At 63.7% G+C, this 14,991-nt stretch carries 18 protein-coding genes and 1 tRNA gene; 12 read left to right on the top strand and 7 right to left on the bottom strand.

Annotated elements, in window-relative coordinates; translation table 11 throughout:
- Nucleotides 1-27 precede the first annotated feature (27 nt).
- Nucleotides 28-2,190 carry an FAD-dependent oxidoreductase gene (locus R3E49_RS03000; RefSeq protein WP_371293683.1) on the top strand — a complete coding sequence of 721 codons (2,163 nt, stop codon included), beginning with the start codon at nt 28-30 and terminating at the stop codon, nt 2,188-2,190.
- Nucleotides 2,191-2,205: 15 nt separating this feature from the next.
- On the opposite strand, the gene R3E49_RS02995 is transcribed toward R3E49_RS03000, so the two are convergent.
- Nucleotides 2,206-3,075, bottom strand: a complete 870-nt coding sequence (locus R3E49_RS02995; protein WP_371293682.1) for an alpha/beta hydrolase fold domain-containing protein — start codon at nt 3,073-3,075, stop codon at nt 2,206-2,208.
- A gap of 102 nt (nt 3,076-3,177) precedes the next feature.
- Here R3E49_RS02995 and mutY point away from each other — a divergent pair, with 102 nt between their 5' ends.
- From mutY to R3E49_RS02980, 3 genes are all read left to right on the top strand, one after another.
- A complete protein-coding gene (gene mutY, locus R3E49_RS02990; protein WP_371293787.1) occupies nt 3,178-4,224 on the top strand; it encodes an A/G-specific adenine glycosylase in 1,047 nt (348 codons plus the stop codon).
- Nucleotides 4,225-4,239: 15 nt separating this feature from the next.
- Entirely contained in the window at nt 4,240-4,518 is a 279-nt protein-coding gene (locus tag R3E49_RS02985) for an oxidative damage protection protein (protein WP_371293681.1), read from the top strand.
- A gap of 61 nt (nt 4,519-4,579) precedes the next feature.
- Nucleotides 4,580-4,655, top strand: a tRNA-Phe gene (locus R3E49_RS02980).
- A gap of 150 nt (nt 4,656-4,805) precedes the next feature.
- Here the strand turns inward: R3E49_RS02980 and R3E49_RS02975 are convergent.
- The 4 genes from R3E49_RS02975 to R3E49_RS02960 all read right to left on the bottom strand — a co-directional run bounded on the left by R3E49_RS02975 (nt 4,806) and on the right by R3E49_RS02960 (nt 6,860).
- Complete coding sequence (locus tag R3E49_RS02975) at nt 4,806-5,234, bottom strand: RidA family protein (protein WP_371293680.1); 429 nt, start codon at nt 5,232-5,234, stop codon at nt 4,806-4,808.
- A gap of 28 nt (nt 5,235-5,262) precedes the next feature.
- On the bottom strand, nt 5,263-5,439 hold the full coding sequence (locus R3E49_RS02970) for a DUF6435 family protein (protein WP_371293679.1): 177 nt from the start codon (nt 5,437-5,439) through the stop codon (nt 5,263-5,265).
- Nucleotides 5,440-5,649: 210 nt separating this feature from the next.
- Entirely contained in the window at nt 5,650-6,282 is a 633-nt protein-coding gene (gene tmpT, locus R3E49_RS02965) for a thiopurine S-methyltransferase (protein WP_371293678.1), read from the bottom strand.
- Nucleotides 6,283-6,284: 2 nt separating this feature from the next.
- The gene (locus R3E49_RS02960; RefSeq protein ID WP_371293677.1) at nt 6,285-6,860 is read right to left on the bottom strand and encodes a gamma-glutamylcyclotransferase; all 576 of its coding nucleotides are present in this window, start codon (nt 6,858-6,860) and stop codon (nt 6,285-6,287) included.
- Between the two features lie 119 nt (nt 6,861-6,979).
- Between R3E49_RS02960 and R3E49_RS02955 the strand changes: the two genes are divergently transcribed.
- Nucleotides 6,980-7,438 carry a hypothetical protein gene (locus R3E49_RS02955; protein WP_371293676.1) on the top strand — a complete coding sequence of 153 codons (459 nt, stop codon included), beginning with the start codon at nt 6,980-6,982 and terminating at the stop codon, nt 7,436-7,438.
- A gap of 17 nt (nt 7,439-7,455) precedes the next feature.
- Here the strand turns inward: R3E49_RS02955 and R3E49_RS02950 are convergent, their stop codons facing one another.
- Both R3E49_RS02950 and R3E49_RS02945 read right to left on the bottom strand, forming a co-directional pair.
- Nucleotides 7,456-8,469: an LLM class flavin-dependent oxidoreductase gene (locus R3E49_RS02950; RefSeq protein ID WP_371293675.1), complete on the bottom strand. Its 1,014-nt coding sequence runs from the start codon at nt 8,467-8,469 to the stop codon at nt 7,456-7,458.
- Between the two features lie 71 nt (nt 8,470-8,540).
- Nucleotides 8,541-9,047, bottom strand: coding sequence for a DUF4124 domain-containing protein (locus R3E49_RS02945; protein ID WP_371293674.1), 507 nt, complete (start codon nt 9,045-9,047; stop codon nt 8,541-8,543).
- A gap of 177 nt (nt 9,048-9,224) precedes the next feature.
- On the opposite strand from R3E49_RS02945, the gene R3E49_RS02940 reads away from it, so the two are divergent.
- The 7 genes from R3E49_RS02940 (at nt 9,225) to R3E49_RS02910 (ending at nt 14,986) form a co-directional block, all read left to right on the top strand.
- On the top strand, nt 9,225-10,412 hold the full coding sequence (locus R3E49_RS02940; protein ID WP_371293673.1) for an acyl-CoA dehydrogenase family protein: 1,188 nt from the start codon (nt 9,225-9,227) through the stop codon (nt 10,410-10,412).
- 41 nt (nt 10,413-10,453) lie between these two features.
- Entirely contained in the window at nt 10,454-11,545 is a 1,092-nt protein-coding gene (locus R3E49_RS02935; protein WP_371293672.1) for a Rieske 2Fe-2S domain-containing protein, read from the top strand.
- A gap of 79 nt (nt 11,546-11,624) precedes the next feature.
- Nucleotides 11,625-12,059, top strand: a complete 435-nt coding sequence (locus tag R3E49_RS02930) for a potassium channel family protein (RefSeq protein ID WP_371293671.1) — start codon at nt 11,625-11,627, stop codon at nt 12,057-12,059.
- Entirely contained in the window at nt 12,059-12,547 is a 489-nt protein-coding gene (locus R3E49_RS02925; protein ID WP_371293670.1) for an N-acetyltransferase family protein, read from the top strand. The genes R3E49_RS02930 and R3E49_RS02925 overlap by 1 nt, the downstream gene beginning before the upstream one ends.
- An 89-nt stretch (nt 12,548-12,636) precedes the next feature.
- Nucleotides 12,637-13,716, top strand: a complete 1,080-nt coding sequence (locus R3E49_RS02920; RefSeq protein WP_371293669.1) for a sensor histidine kinase — start codon at nt 12,637-12,639, stop codon at nt 13,714-13,716.
- Nucleotides 13,716-14,519 (top strand): LytR/AlgR family response regulator transcription factor, encoded by an 804-nt coding sequence (locus R3E49_RS02915; RefSeq protein ID WP_371293668.1) that lies wholly within the window; start codon nt 13,716-13,718, stop codon nt 14,517-14,519. The genes R3E49_RS02920 and R3E49_RS02915 overlap by 1 nt, the downstream gene beginning before the upstream one ends.
- 80 nt (nt 14,520-14,599) lie before the next feature.
- Nucleotides 14,600-14,986 (top strand): DUF6394 family protein, encoded by a 387-nt coding sequence (locus R3E49_RS02910; RefSeq protein WP_290741181.1) that lies wholly within the window; start codon nt 14,600-14,602, stop codon nt 14,984-14,986.
- Nucleotides 14,987-14,991 lie beyond the last annotated feature (5 nt).

Here is a 14,991-nt window from a genome sequence, read left to right as displayed (position 1 = left end):
TGTGCGGCTCCCTCAAGGAGAACCGTGTTGAACCGTAAGCTCTTGATTGTTGTGGCCCTGCTGGGCCTGGTGCTGGGTTTCTTTGCCCTCGGCCTGCATAACTACCTCACCCTGGACCAGCTGAAAGCCCGCCAGGCACAGTTTGCCCAGACGCTGACCGCGCATCCGATCGCCGTACCCGCGGCCTACTTCGGCATTTACGTCCTGGTCACCGCACTGTCGCTGCCCGGCGCGGCCATCATGACACTGGCTGGCGGCGCCCTGTTTGGCCTGGGCTTCGGCCTGCTGCTGGTGTCCTTTGCCTCCAGCATCGGTGCCACCCTCGCGTTTCTGGTTGCGCGCTTCCTACTGCGCGACAGCGTGCAGCAGCGCTTCGGCGAGCGCCTGAAGGCCATTGACCGCGGCATCGAGCGCGACGGCGCGTTCTACCTGTTCACCCTGCGGCTGGTGCCGATTTTTCCCTTTTTCGTCATCAACCTGCTGATGGGCCTGACCCGTTTGCGCACCTGGACATTCTACTGGGTCAGCCAGGTGGGCATGCTGGCAGGCACTGCGGTCTACGTGAACGCCGGCACGCAGCTGGCCGCCGTTGAGCGTCTTGGCGACATCCTGTCGCCGGCGCTGCTGCTCTCGTTTGTACTGCTCGGCCTGTTTCCCTGGATGGCCAAACTGCTGGTCGCCGCCGTGCAGCGCCGCCGCGTGTATAAGCGCTGGCAGCGGCCCACACGCTTCGACCGCAACCTGGTGGTGATTGGCGCAGGCGCAGGCGGCCTGGTGTCCGCCTATATCGCCGCGGCAGTAAAAGCCAAAGTCACCCTGGTGGAAGCGCACAGAATGGGCGGCGACTGCCTGAACTACGGCTGCGTGCCCAGCAAAGCCCTGATCAAGAGCGCCAAGGTGGCACAGCAGATGCGCCACGCCGGTGACTACGGGTTGATCGCCAGCGAGCCACAGTTCAGTTTTCGCGAGGTGATGGCGCGCGTCCATCGCATCATCGCCGAGATCGAGCCCCACGACAGCGTCGAGCGCTACACCGGACTGGGCGTGGAGGTGCTGCAGGGTTACGCCAGGATCATCGACCCCTGGACAGTGGACATCGCCCTCAACGACGGCGGCACACAGCGCCTGACCACGCGCTCGATTGTCATCGCCGCCGGCGCTGCACCACTGGTGCCCGACCTGCCCGGGCTGGAGGATACGGGTTACGTCACCAGCGATACGCTATGGGAGCGCTTTGCCGAGCTGGATGCGCTGCCGCAGCGACTGGTGGTGCTGGGCGGAGGTCCCATCGGCTCCGAGCTCGCCCAGGCCTTCGCCCGGCTGGGGTCCAGGGTCACGCAGGTCGAGCGCGGGCCGCGCATCCTGCCGAAGGAAGACCACGAGGTAGCGGCGCTGGCGCGCGACGCACTCACCGCGGACGGCGTTGAGATACTCACCGGGCACACGGCACTGCGCTGCGAACAGGTCGCCGGCGAGAAACGCCTGATCGTGGAATACCAGGGTGGCGAACGCGCCATTCCCTTCGACCAGCTGCTGGTCTCTGTGGGCCGCCGGGCGCGACTTACGGGCTATGGCCTGGAAGAGCTCGGCATTCCCAGCAATCGCACCGTCACCACCAACGAGTACCTGGAGACTCTGTACCCGAATATCTACGCCGCCGGCGATGTCGCGGGGCCCTACCAGTTCACCCACACCGCAGCGCACATGGCCTGGTACGCCGCGGTCAATGCACTGTTCGGGCAGTTCAAGCGCTTCAAGGTGGACTATTCGGTGATTCCCTGGACCACGTTCATCGACCCCGAGGTCGCGCGTGTCGGCCTCAGCGAGCAGGAGGCCATCGACCGCGGCATACCGCACGAAGTGACCCGCTTCGAACTCGCCGAGCTGGACCGGGCCATCGCCGACAGTGCGACCCGGGGGTTCGTCAAGGTACTCACCGTGCCCGGCCGCGACCGCATTCTGGGCGCGACCATTGTCGGAACCCAGGGCGGCGACCTGCTGGCGGAATTCGTGCTGGCGATGCGCCACGGCCTGGGCCTGAACAAGATTCTCGGCACTATCCATACCTACCCGACACTCGCAGAGGCCAACAAATACGCCGCCGGTGCCTGGAAGAAGGCTCACGCACCCGAACGCCTACTGCGCTGGGTGGCGCGCTACCATCAGTGGCGGCGCGGCGGCAGCGCGTAAGCGCCTGCACACCGCCTACTGCAGCGCCGCTTCCGACAGATAGCGCTGCAGAAACGCATCCGCTGCAGGCAGGGCACTGCCCGCCGTCAGAAACGTGAGAATGTGACCACGGGCGGCGAGGCGCTCCAGTTCCACCGCAACGCCCTGCGCACGCAGGGCCTGCGCAAACTCCTCAGCGTGGTCGATGGGCACCAGCGTGTCGCGGGTACCGTGAAACAGGTAGAAGGGTGGCGCATCGTCGTGCACGCGCGTGACCGGTGAAGCGGCGGCGAAGGTTTCGGGAATTTCCGTCAGGCGCCCGCCGAGAAACTGGGGCACCAGCTTGCCACCCGGGAACTTGCGCAGGTCCATCGGCGAGCCACCGGCAATGACCGCGGCGGGCCGCGTTTGGGCTCCGCCCCAGGGCCTGTCCAGATCATCGCCAGTGCCCGCCGCCAGCGCCATCAAGCTCAGCAGGTGAGCACCCGCGGAATAGCCAAAGGCGGCAATGCGCCGGACGTCCAGTTCCAGGCCGGAGGCTTCCCGGTGCAGCCAGTGCATCGCCTGCTGCAGGTCGTACACCTGGGCCGGATACTTTGCCTCCGGCGCAAACCGGTAGCTGGCGTTCAGCACCACATAACCCTGGCCTGCATAGTAGCGTGCCAGCCGGTCCATATCATCGCGGCTGCGGCGCTCCCAGCCCCCACCGTGCACCAGCAACATGCCGGGAAATGGACCCTGCCCCTGGGGCAGATACAGATCGGCCTCCAGCGGCTGGGGCCAGTCCTGGGGCGTGTACACCACGGTCCGGATGTCTGCGGCCGGCTGCTTCGGCCCGGGCACCACGCCGCATCCCGCCACCGTAAACGAGGCGGCGGCGACCACCGCGGCAAGCAGTAATTTCATGGCCTGTGACCCTTGCGTGAATACATCATGTCCAGTTTACGCAACAGGAAACGATTCGGCCCTGTGCGCAGAGTGCAGGGCAAACTGCAGTACACTGGGCCGATGCGCAAACACCCCACATTCGCCGACCAGGTTCTTGCCTGGTTTGACCAGCACGGCCGCAAGGACCTGCCCTGGCAGCACGATACCAGCCCCTACCGGGTATGGATGTCGGAAATCATGCTGCAGCAAACCCAGGTGCGCACGGTGATCCCCTACTACCAGCGCTTCATGCAGCGCTTCCCCGACGTGCAGGCCCTGGCCCAGGCGCCCATCGATGAAGTGCTGCACCTGTGGACCGGGCTCGGCTACTACGCCCGCGCCCGCAACCTGCACCGGGCCGCACAGCAGGTGTGCACAGAGCACGGCGGGGTGTTTCCACGCAGTCTGGAGGCCCTGCAGGGCCTGCCCGGCATCGGCCGTTCCACCGCTGGCGCCATCCTCGGCATCGCCTTCGGAGAGTGGGCCGCCATTCTCGACGGCAACGTGAAACGGGTGCTGGCGCGCTACCACGCCGTTGCCGGGTGGCCCGGGGATACCGCGGTGCATCGCCAGCTCTGGGCCTTCGCCGAGGAACATACACCGCAGGCGCGGGTTGCCGATTACACCCAGGCGATGATGGACCTGGGTGCCACGCTCTGCACCCGTAGCAGACCTCGCTGCACAGAGTGCCCGCTACAGGCAGGATGCAGCGCGCTGGCACAGGGTCGTCAGGCGGATTACCCCGGCAAGAAACCGCGTAAGGCGCTGCCAGTGCGCAGCACCGTGTTCCTTGTGCTGCGGGATACACAGGGCCATGTACTGCTGCAGCAACGCCCCCCGAGCGGTATCTGGGGCGGGCTGTGGTGCTTCCCCGAACTGCCCTCATTGCAAGTCGCCCCCGACTGGTGCCTGGAGCAGCTTGGCCACGCCGCGCGCTCGCTGGAGTCTGGGGCTGCCTTCCGCCACACGTTCAGCCACTACCACCTGGATATCCAGCCGCTGTACGCGCAACTGGACGCGCAGCCCGAGGCCATCATGGATGCCGGTGACCGGCTCTGGTATAACGTGCAACAACCACCCGAAATCGGCCTGGCCGCACCCGTTGCCCGGTTGCTGGCGAGCCTCTGACCGCGGAGCAAGCACATGCCCAGAACCGTATTCTGCAAGCGCTACCAGCAGGACCTCGAAGGCCTGGACGCACCACCCTACCCCGGCCCCAAGGGGCAGGAGATCTTCGAGCATGTGTCGAAGAAGGCCTGGAGCGAATGGCAAGCGCAGCAGACGATGCTGATCAACGAAAAGCAGCTGAGCCTGATCGACCCCGCCACCCGCAAATACCTGCAGGAAGAGATGGACAAGTTTTTTGCTGGCGAAGAACACGACCGCGCGGAGGGCTATGTACCACCGCCCAGGGAAAACTGAGACTGCTTGACTCCCGTAGCCACTACGGTTTTAATACGCACCCTCCGCTATAGCAGTACACGCCCGGATAGCTCAGTTGGTAGAGCAGGGGATTGAAAATCCCCGTGTCGGCAGTTCGATTCTGTCTCCGGGCACCATATCTTCTCCCGTCCAGCCAGCATTCTCCTGCGACACTCCGACCTCCCGCTCAACGGTACTGCGACGGGCCCGATTACTTCCGGACAGTTGCCCTCACAGCGCACAACGCTCCGCCCAGCACCACACATTCCTTTCGGCAAGCCCCCGCTCTAGCCTGCGGCGACCTCAGGGATGCTTCCCACAATCGCTATCGCCTCAATCTCAATCATCAGCTCCGGCAGTGCCAGGGCACGCACCTCCACAATGGTGTCTGCGGGGTAGGGCGGTGTGAAGTACTGTCTGCGCAGCTCCACAACATCGGGAAAATGGCTCATGTCCGTCAGGTAGATCGTGACTTTCACCACCTGCGCCAGGCTACTGCCCCCGGCTTCCAGCACATCGGCAAGGTTGCGAAACACCTGCTGCGCCTGTGCAGCAAAATCGCCCACCCCAACCAGCTCCCCATGGCTGTTGATAGCAGCCTGTCCGGAGGTGATCACCAGGTTCCCCACGTGGAAGGCTTGGGAAAGGCGGTAGGGCGCCAGCGGGTCGGGTTGAGTGGCGATCTGCCGGGCGCAAACTGGATTGTCGTCAGTCATGGCCTGCGCTCCGCTCAAGGGACATGCATCAACGCTTGATATCGGTTATCTGCCGGTAGAGCTTGTCTGCCTCTTCCGGCAACACGGAATACAGTCGTATGTTGCCATTACGCTGTGCCTGCATGGCCTCGCCCACCTTCGATTGATACGCTTTTTGCAGTTTCTTGAGCTGCCTCTCTTCGGGGCTCTTGAATAAACCCAGCATCACCTTTCTCCTCACGTGTGCGTGTAGGTGGATACGGGTGAGCTGGCTTTTGGTTCAACGCCGCTGGAGAAAAAGGCAATGGCCATCACTGGAACGCCGTCTACACACTGCAATTGCGCTGCGTTTTCTTCGAGTCGCAAACGGGTGCGTCGTCCTCCGTTCATAGCCCAAGAGGCTGAGAGAGATCAGGGCCGTCACCCCACGCACCCCCTACACCAGCAACCACACATTCTCCCGCGCCGCGCACTGTCCCTTGAGCCCGCCGACCACCTCGACGCTGGCCAGCTTCCGCAGCGCGTAATGGGCGGCGTAATGCCGCGCCACCTCGTCGTCGGGCACCGCGAACGGCGGCCCCTCCATGGCCCGCTGGTCGTAGTCAAAGCACAACAGCAACTGTGGTGCGGTTGCCGTGATCTCGCGCAGATGCCCGGTGTAGCGTTGCCGCATCGGCGCTGGCAGCGCGACCAGCGCTGCCCGGTCATAGCTTGCCTGTACCGCGCCCAACAGGCTGCGCGTCAGCTGGAAAACATCACCCACGAAGATCTCTACATCACGGGCGCAATAGCGCCGTAGTACGCCGGCTTCGCTGATTTCGGGCGTCAGCCCCAACTCCTCGAACAACGCCTGAACCGCCTTTTCACTCAGCTCCGCGCCCGCCACACGGTAACCCTGTGACAACAACCAGCCGATATCCAGTGTCTTTCCACACAGGGGTACGAACACGCGATCGCCAGCCGAGAGCGACAGCGCATCCCAGTGGGCCACCAATAGCGGGTTTGCCTCGGCAGCGTGAAAGCCGATCTCGTTGTGCTGCCAGCGCTGGTGCCAGAATTCAGGTTCCATGCTCACTCCTGCTTGCGCACTGCGCGCTCCAGACCAAATACATGGGCATCCTCCGCCCCCAAATCCCGCAGTGCGTCAGCGAGATGCAACAGGTAATCGCGATTGGGACCACTCGGGCCCACGGCGCGGTCGATCTGCGCAGCGATTTCCGCCTCACTCGCGGGCCCCAGGTAGGCGGGGTTGTCCGGCCCTGCGATATACACCAGGGCCTCTTCACGCGCGCCACCCTCGAATTCCGCATCCACCACCACCCTCAGGTAGCCATTCTTTTCCCGATGGTCCAGGTGTTCGAAAACGGCCGGGGTAATCTCAAACGCCATGCCCTGGCAAACCGCACCGGCGCTTTCCACCAGGGTGACCACGCGGCCCGGTGCCGCGGGCGTACCGCGATGGTCGTGTGAGCCCTGCCAGAAACGGCGCGCCCACCCGCGAATAATAGCGGGGCGCCGCTGTAGAAACGGAAAGTCCACTTTGTAGATCAGCGAGCCGTAGCCGAACAGCCACAGGCGCTCGTGACTGGCGAAGTAGCGCATGGCGCGGTTTCGAGCGATGGTGTCAGCATCCGTCAGTGTCGACATGGTGCGCGGCGACCTCCCCTGTGCGCTGCGGTATACTGCGCGCCGAAAACTTGTTGAACCGTCCACACCGGCCACACGTCGGCGACGGCTCCACCGGCCACCAAGGATAAAGCACCGCGATGAAACTTCACCACCACGTCACCCGCGAAGCCTACGCGCCTCCCAGTACGCGGCAACGGGTTTTCGTCCGCTACCTGGTGTCCATTCTGATCGACCTGGTGGTACTGAATCTGTGCGCAGAATACTGGCAGCACGTGCAGATTTCCTCCTTCAGCGTTACCCTCGCCGCCGCACTGCTGCTGCAGTTGCTGCTGCAGGGCACCCTCGTGATCGAGCACCGTATAGCAGCCTGGTTCTCCGGGCGCCGGGGTTTGTCCTGGCAGTTCCTGCGTTTCTTTTCCACCTGGCTGGTTTTGTTTGCCTCCAAGTTCGTCATGCTCTGGGCGATCGACCTCGCCTTCGGTGATGCCTTGCGGTTTACCGGCCCACTGCACGGCGTTGTGGCATTCCTGGCGGTGATTATCGCCATGGTAGCGGCAGAGGAGCTCGTCGAGCAGGTCGTGCGTCGGCTCGCCTGAGCGCGCGCCCTCGGGGGCTAGGCCTGCATTCCCCAGAGTGGCTTGGTACCCGTGCGCGGGAGATGAGGCAACACCTGCTGCTCGAAGAACTGCAGCATGGCCCAACCGCGGGTGGGGTCGATACCCCCGAACAGGGGGGTCAGGTACAGTGAGCTGTGTTCGCCCAGCTCCCGGGCCAGGGCCACTACCGCTTCCGGCCGCAACACCTGGTAGGCACCGCTCTCGCGCACTGTCTCCGCCGTCATGCCGCCCGCATAGGGGCCCTGGGGTGTGCCGTAGGCCTCCGCGGTCCAGCGCGAATAGGAATCCAGCACGTGCAGGATATGCGGCGCAATCCACTGCCAGTCCGCCTCAGGGTCTTCCGACACCCAGAGAAAGGTGGGGCCCTGCCGCGGATAGGGGCCGGGATCCGGCTTGCCCAGACGCAGGCAGGCGTCACGGTAGGGTTGCCACACCTTGGGCGGAAACAGCGGCACCAGAAACCCATCGGCAATTTCGGCGGCTATGCGCGCCACCTTCGGCGCCATGCCACCGAGCAGGATGGGCACCGGTTTATCCGGCACCGGCGACACCAGGCAGGGGCGCCCCTCGTGGTTGAAGGGTGCGCCGGTCCAGGCCGTTTTCAACAGCCGCGCCGTGTTGCAGGTCAGTGCGAAGCGGTCCTCCACCCGCCGACCGTACATGGCGAACTCCACCGGCCGGTAGCCAAACCCCAGACCCAGCTGCATGCGCCCGGCGCTGGCGAGCTGGGCCACGGCGAGGTCCTCCGCCAGGCGCACCGGGTCGTACAGCGGGGCAAGCAGTACGGCGGTGCGCAACGCCACCTGCCGGGTACGCCCCGCCATCGCCGCGGCCAACACCAATGGCGAGGGGTTATAGCCGTCCTCGGCGCAGTGATGCTCACCGAGGCCCAGCACGTCGAAGCCGACACCATCAGCCCACTCGGCCATGTCGAGCGCCGCGGCATAGGCCGCTGCCCTGCCCACGCCAAAGTCCGGCGTGCGCATATCAAAAATCATCACCAGTTCCACGGCGTTGCTCCTCGGGCGACCACTACCAGGGCAGACACTGTACCAACGCCGGCGCAACACCCAAACCGGTTTCAGCGGCCGGAGACGATGGGGCGCATCAACTGGCTGTTGGGCCCGGGAACAATACCCGGCTGTTGTAACGGTGGGCGCAGGCCGGGGCGCTGCGGCGGGTGCGGCCGATGGCCCGGATGCCAGGGAATGACCACGGGGGGCACATACACCGGCACGTAGTGGACGGTCGTCTCTGGCTCCGATTGCCGGGCAGGAGGGCGGGCCTCGACCTGCGCCCGCAGCCTTGCCACCTCGCGTTCAAGCTCGCGTTCGCGGCGACTTTCCGCCAGCCGGTCGGTGCTGTAACGCATCGCTTTCAGCTGCCGCTCGGCGGCGGCCGGATCGCCCGCCTCGGGTGCGCGTATCCGCAACACTTCGGTGCCGGTGCCCTGCGCCGGCGGCGTATCGGAAAACTGCACCGTGCCGTTGGGCCCCTCGGAACGGTAGACCGTGGTGTCGGCGCCCAGGGCGAACTCCCCTGCGAGGAACAGGGCGATGGCGCTTGCAATAATTACTGGCTGAAGCATGCGCTCAGTATAGATCAGTTGACAGATCAGGGCGCTGTGGTTACCCGGCCGGATTCTCTTGATGTGGATCAAGCTCTGCGCTTTTCACCCCCGGTTATACCGCAGATGAGGTATGAGCGGCTTGCCTTGGGAGGGGGATAGTCGGTATCAAAGATCATCCGGAACCGGAGAATAACCATGACCGCACAACAAATGAATGACATCGACCGCCTCTACGCCAGCGCGCGCAAAATGGTACCGGCCCTGCGCGAGCGCCAGACCGAAGCCGCGAGCCTGGGCCACCTGCCCGAAGCCACAGTACGCGAGATGCAGGAAGCGGGTTTCTTCCGCATCATGCAGCCCGCACGCTTTGGCGGCTACGAAATGGAACCGGAGGTGTTCTTTCGCGTGCAGATGACCCTTGCCGAGGGCTGCATGTCCACAGCCTGGGTGCTGGGTGTCGTGGCCATCCACAACTGGCAGTTGGCGCTGTTCGACGAACGCGCCCAGCAGGACGTGTGGGGTGAAGACACCAGCGTGCTGATCTCGTCCTCCTATATGCCGGTCGGCAAGGTGACCCGCGTCGACGGCGGCTACAGGCTGAGCGGTCACTGGGGTTTTTCCTCGGGGTCCAAGCACTGTGGCTGGGCCTTCCTGGGCGCCATGGTGCCGCCGGAAAACGCCGGCGAGGCGCCGGACTACCGCACCTTCCTGGTGCCACGCAGTGACTACCAGATCGTGGATAACTGGGACGTGAGCGGTCTGGAAGGCACCGGCAGCCACGATATTGTGGTGAAGGACGCCTTCGTCCCCGAATACCGCACCCACCGCTCCATTCACGGCTACGAGTGCAACAGCCCCGGCAACGCGGTGAATACGCATCCGATCTTCCGCCTGCCTTTCGGCCAGATCTTCGTGCGCGCCGTGTGCAGCTCGGCCATTGGCGCCCTGCGCGGCGTCACCGACAGCTACGTGCAGGTGAACCGCGAGCGCGTGGGCCTGAACGACGGCAACAAGATCGCCACGGACCCCGATGCGCAAATGGCGCTCGCGAATGCCATTGCCACCGTCGACGAGTGCGAGACCATCATGTTCCGCAACTTCGACAAGATGCTGGACGCCGCGCGGGAAGGCCGCTCGCTGCCCATTGAAGAGCGCATCAAGATGCGTTTCGACGCCTCGCGGGTAGGCGCCAAGTGCGCGGATGCAATCAACGCCATGTTCATTGCCTGCGGCGCGCAGGGTATCCACCGCGGCCATCCACTGAACCGGGCCTGGCTGGATATCAACGCCGGCCGCACGCACGTGGCCAACAACCCGTTCAAGTTCGGCCGCAACCTTGGTGGCAACCTGATGGGCCAGCCGAATACAGACTTTTTCCTTTAATACAACACCATAACGAGCAGCGCACTGCACCGGAGAGACCCATGACTGTTCAACAAAAAATCGAACCCTATGTGATCAAGGCCGAACCGCGCCCCGAGCGCTATGCCCGCGGCTGGTACGTCATCGGCAACGCAGCCAGCGTTACCACCACACCGCGCATGCTGGAAGTGTTCGGCACCAAGCTGGTTGCCTACCGCGGTGAAGAGGACGGCGCCGTGCACATCCTCGACGCCTACTGCCCGCACATGGGCGGCGACCTCAGCGGCGGCAAGGTCTGTGGCAATTCCGTGGTCTGCCCCTTCCACCTGTGGAGCTGGGGCGCAGACGGCGTGTGTGACGACATTCCCTACGCAAAGAAAATTCCCGACAAGGCGGTGATCAAGTCCTGGCCTGTGCTGGAGCGCAACGGTCTGGTGCTGGTGTGGCAGGACCCGGAAAACAACGCGCCCATTCCGGGGCAGGAGCCCGAGGAACTGGCGGACTGGTACTCGGGTGAGTGGACAGACTGGGAGATGCGCGAAGTTCCGATCCAGTCACTCGGCCGCGAGCTGGTAGACAATATGGCGGACATGGCGCACTTCGGGCCGATCCACTACTCGACGGTGAAATCCTTCCGCAACACCATGGAGGGTCACAAGTTCGTGCAATACATGGTGGGTGGTCATCAGATCCTGACCGAAGGTGAGGGCGGTCTGATCACCAGCGTCGCCAAATATGAGGGCCCCGCCTACATGACCACCACGATGACCGGCAGCATGGACGGTCACCCGATGACGGTGCACCTGCTGGTCAGCCACATACCGGTGGACATGGGCAATTTCATCATCAATTTTGGGGTGATGATGCGCAAGGACCCGAGCATGAGTCCCGAGGAAAACCAGAAAATGCTGGATGAGTACACGGAGAAGAACATCGAGTCTTTCCACCAGGATGTGGCGATCTGGAACAACAAGTGCATCATCGACAACCCGCTGATGTGCGACGGCGACGGCCCCATCCACATGGTGCGCAAGTGGTATAGCCAGTTCATGACCAACGTCGCCGATATTCGCCCCGACCAGGTGAAGGCACGCGAGCATGTCACGGTCGACGGTCCGACAGTGGACGAAGTGCTGGCTGCCCAGCGGCAGTAACCCGCGCCATTCAGGCGCCGGAGTGCCTCGCGCGCTCCGGCGCTTTTTTCGTTAAACTGGCGCAAATTCGTGTGGAGCAATGCGTTTGTTCGCTCTCGTCGCCATCAACATGCTCATCGTCATGCTCACCGTGGCGATCCACTACGAATTCCTGCACTGGATGACGCGCCTGCTGCCGCGCCTCGGTATTGTGCACCGGGCACGTATCGTTGTCGGGGTCGCCGGTGCCATGGTGGCGCACTCCATCGAGGTGTGGGTATTTGGCGTTGCCTACTACCTGATGATCACCACGCCGGGCTGGGGCGAACTGCACGGTGAGTATTTCGACGGCTCCCTGCTGGATTGCATCTACTTCTCGTTCACGGTGTTCACCACACTGGGTTTCGGCGATATTTACCCGGAGGGCAACCTGCGCTACCTGATCGGCATCGAATCACTGACCGGCCTGGTGCTGATCACCTGGACCGCCTCTTTCCTCTACTACGAAATGCAGCGCAACTGGAGCGGCACCTGATGAGCACCCTCACTATTCGCGAAGCGCGCCGGGAGGACTGCCCACTGATTCTGCAATTCATTCGTGATCTGGCCCTGTACGAGCGCGCGCTGGAGGAGGTCGAAGCCTCTGTGCCGCAGCTGGAAGCCCTGCTGTTCTGCGACCACCCGAAAGTCTACGGCGTGATCTGTGAGGAGGGCGACAGGGCCCTGGGCTTTGCCCTGTATTTCTACAATTTTTCCTCCTGGCTAGGGCGTCTTGGGCTGTACCTGGAGGACCTGTATGTAAACCCCGCCGAACGCGGCAAGGGGGCGGGCAAGGCACTGCTGCGCTATCTGGCGCAGGTGGCGGTCAATGAGGGTTGCGGGCGCTTCGAGTGGAATGTGCTGGACTGGAATGAACCCGCCATCCGTTTCTATGAGTCCTTCGGCGCCCGGCCCCAGAGTGAGTGGACGGGTTACCGCCTGACCGGTGACGCACTGCGCAGGTTCGCCGCGGGCAGGGACTGACGCAGCGCGCAGAGCGGTGGATTGCACCTGGGCTGCGACGAACCGGGGTGAAGCCACCGGGACGGCCGGCGTATACTGGTGGCATGCGCATGTCGGAGCTTCTGCAGAACAAGACCATCCTCTTCTGGGCACTCCAGGCTGCCGGCTGGAGCGGCTGGGCAGTTTCCTATTACCTGGGCATCATGGTGTGGAGCACACCACCCGAGGGCTATGAGTTCTACCTGCCCCTGGTCAGCCTGATAGGGATTGGCTTCACGCTGCTGCTGCGCCACCTGTACCGACGCACCTGGCAGCAGCATATGGCCTGGCGCGGGCTCGCCGTGCTCGGCGGCTCTTACCTCGCTGCCCTGGCCTGGATGGGCCTGCGCGCTACGCTGTTTCAGCTGATGTTCCCGAATGAGCAGCTGGGCAAGCCCGAGATGGCCTGGTACAACTATTTTTCAGGCACGGTATCCGCGTTCTGGGTAATGCTGGTGTGGAGCGTGTTGTACTTCGGCATCAAGTACTACCTGCTGGTACAGGCGGACAAAGAGCGCCTGCTGACGGCGATGTCCATGGCGCAGCAGGCGCAGCTAAAGATGCTGCGCTACCAGCTCAACCCCCACTTCCTGTTCAACACGCTGAACGCCATCTCCACGCTGATACTCGAGCAGGAGACCCAGCTCGCCAACACCATGGTCGGTCGCCTCAGCCGCTTCCTGCGCTACTCGCTGGAAAACGATCCGATGGAGAAGGTGACTGTAGCCGAGGAGTTCGACGCCCTGCGCCTGTACCTGGATATCGAAAAAGTCCGGTTCGGCGACCGACTGCAGCTGCATTTCGATCTTGCGCCACAGGCACGTGACGCGCTGATGCCCTCCCTGCTGCTGCAACCCCTGGTGGAAAACTCCATCAAGTACGCCATCGCCACCGCGGTGCACGGCGGCAGCATCGGCGTCAGTGCGATGCTGGAGGATACCGAGCTGGTGCTCACGGTGGCCGATGACGGCCCCGGACTGGATATGCGCGTCGGCCGCAACGCCAAGGGAGGCGGTGTCGGGCTCAGCAACATCCGCGACCGGCTGAGCGCCCTGTACGGCGAGCGGCAGTCGTTCCGGTTGGGCGCCACCGAGCCTCACGGGCTCACCACCACCATCCGCATACCACTGGAATACGAGGAGGCCGGTTGATGCAGGCCCTGTCCACCATTATCGTCGACGATGAAGACCTCGCCCGCCGCGGGCTCGCGCTGCGCCTGAAACAGATTCCGGGCATCAATATCGTCGCGGAGTGCAGCAACGGCCAGCAGGCCCTGCAGGCGATCGCCGAACACGAGCCGGACCTGCTCTTCCTCGATATCCAGATGCCGGGAATGGACGGCTTTCAGGTACTGTCGGAACTGCAGGCCGACACCCTGCCGATGGTGGTGTTCGTCACCGCCTATGACACCTATGCGGTGGATGCCTTCAAGGTGCATGCCGTCGACTACATCCTGAAGCCCGTAGACGAAGCGCGGCTGGAAGAGGCCGTGGAGCGGGCACGCCAGTTCGACGAGCAACGCGCGTCGGCGCGCGACAAGGCGAAGTTGATGGATCTCGTGATGGGCATGACCGGCGCCAACGCGCAGACCGTGGAGGCCATGGCGGAATCCGGGCGCCAGGGCTGGCCGGACAAGCTCACCGTGCGCGACGGCAATGCCATCCATTTCATCAAAACCGCCGACATCACCTGGATCGATGCCGCCGGCGATTACATGTGCATCCACGCCGCGGGCAAGACGCACATCATGCGGGTCACCATGAAGGAGCTGGAAGCCATGCTCGACCCGGCGCAGTTCCTGCGCGTGCACCGCAGCACCATCGTCAACGCCCTGGAGATCACGGGAGCCGAAAGCCTCGACAGCGGCGAGTACCTCCTGCACCTCGACAGCGGCGCCCGCATCAAAGTCAGCCGCGGCTATCGCGATCGGGTGCGCACCCTGCTCGGCAGCTGACAACGCTGCGTTCACGGGGCTGGCAACTGCCGCGCAGTCGCGCATAATGACGGCAGGCCTAGGCAGGGGAAGCAACAGCTATGAACATGAGCAAGGTGGTTTTCGGATTTTTCGTGCTGCTCGCGGTGACACTCAACTTCGGGTTCTTCATCGGCGACATCGACAACCCGCAACACCACGATGTGTACGAGCTCTTTGCGGCGCTGGTTGTCAGCCTCATTGCCACGGTGCTCAAGTTCGGTGAGCGCTCACAGATGGGCGCCATTCTGCTTGCCTCCAGCCTGGTGGTGAACCTGCACTTGCTGGCCGCCGCCGTGGTCTGGGCCGTTGCGGTACATGTCATGGAGGTTGGCCTCACACCGCGCGTGATGGCGTCCATCGTGTCACTGTCCGGCGGCGCGCTGCTCGCCAACCTGGTGTCCCTGGTACTGCTGACGCTGGATACGGCCGGCCTCAGCCGGAAATAATCCGC

Source organism: Haliea sp., assembly GCF_041395985.1.
In the GTDB taxonomy this organism is placed as follows: domain Bacteria; phylum Pseudomonadota; class Gammaproteobacteria; order Pseudomonadales; family Halieaceae; genus Haliea.
This window is presented reverse-complemented; position numbering and strand designations above follow the sequence as displayed.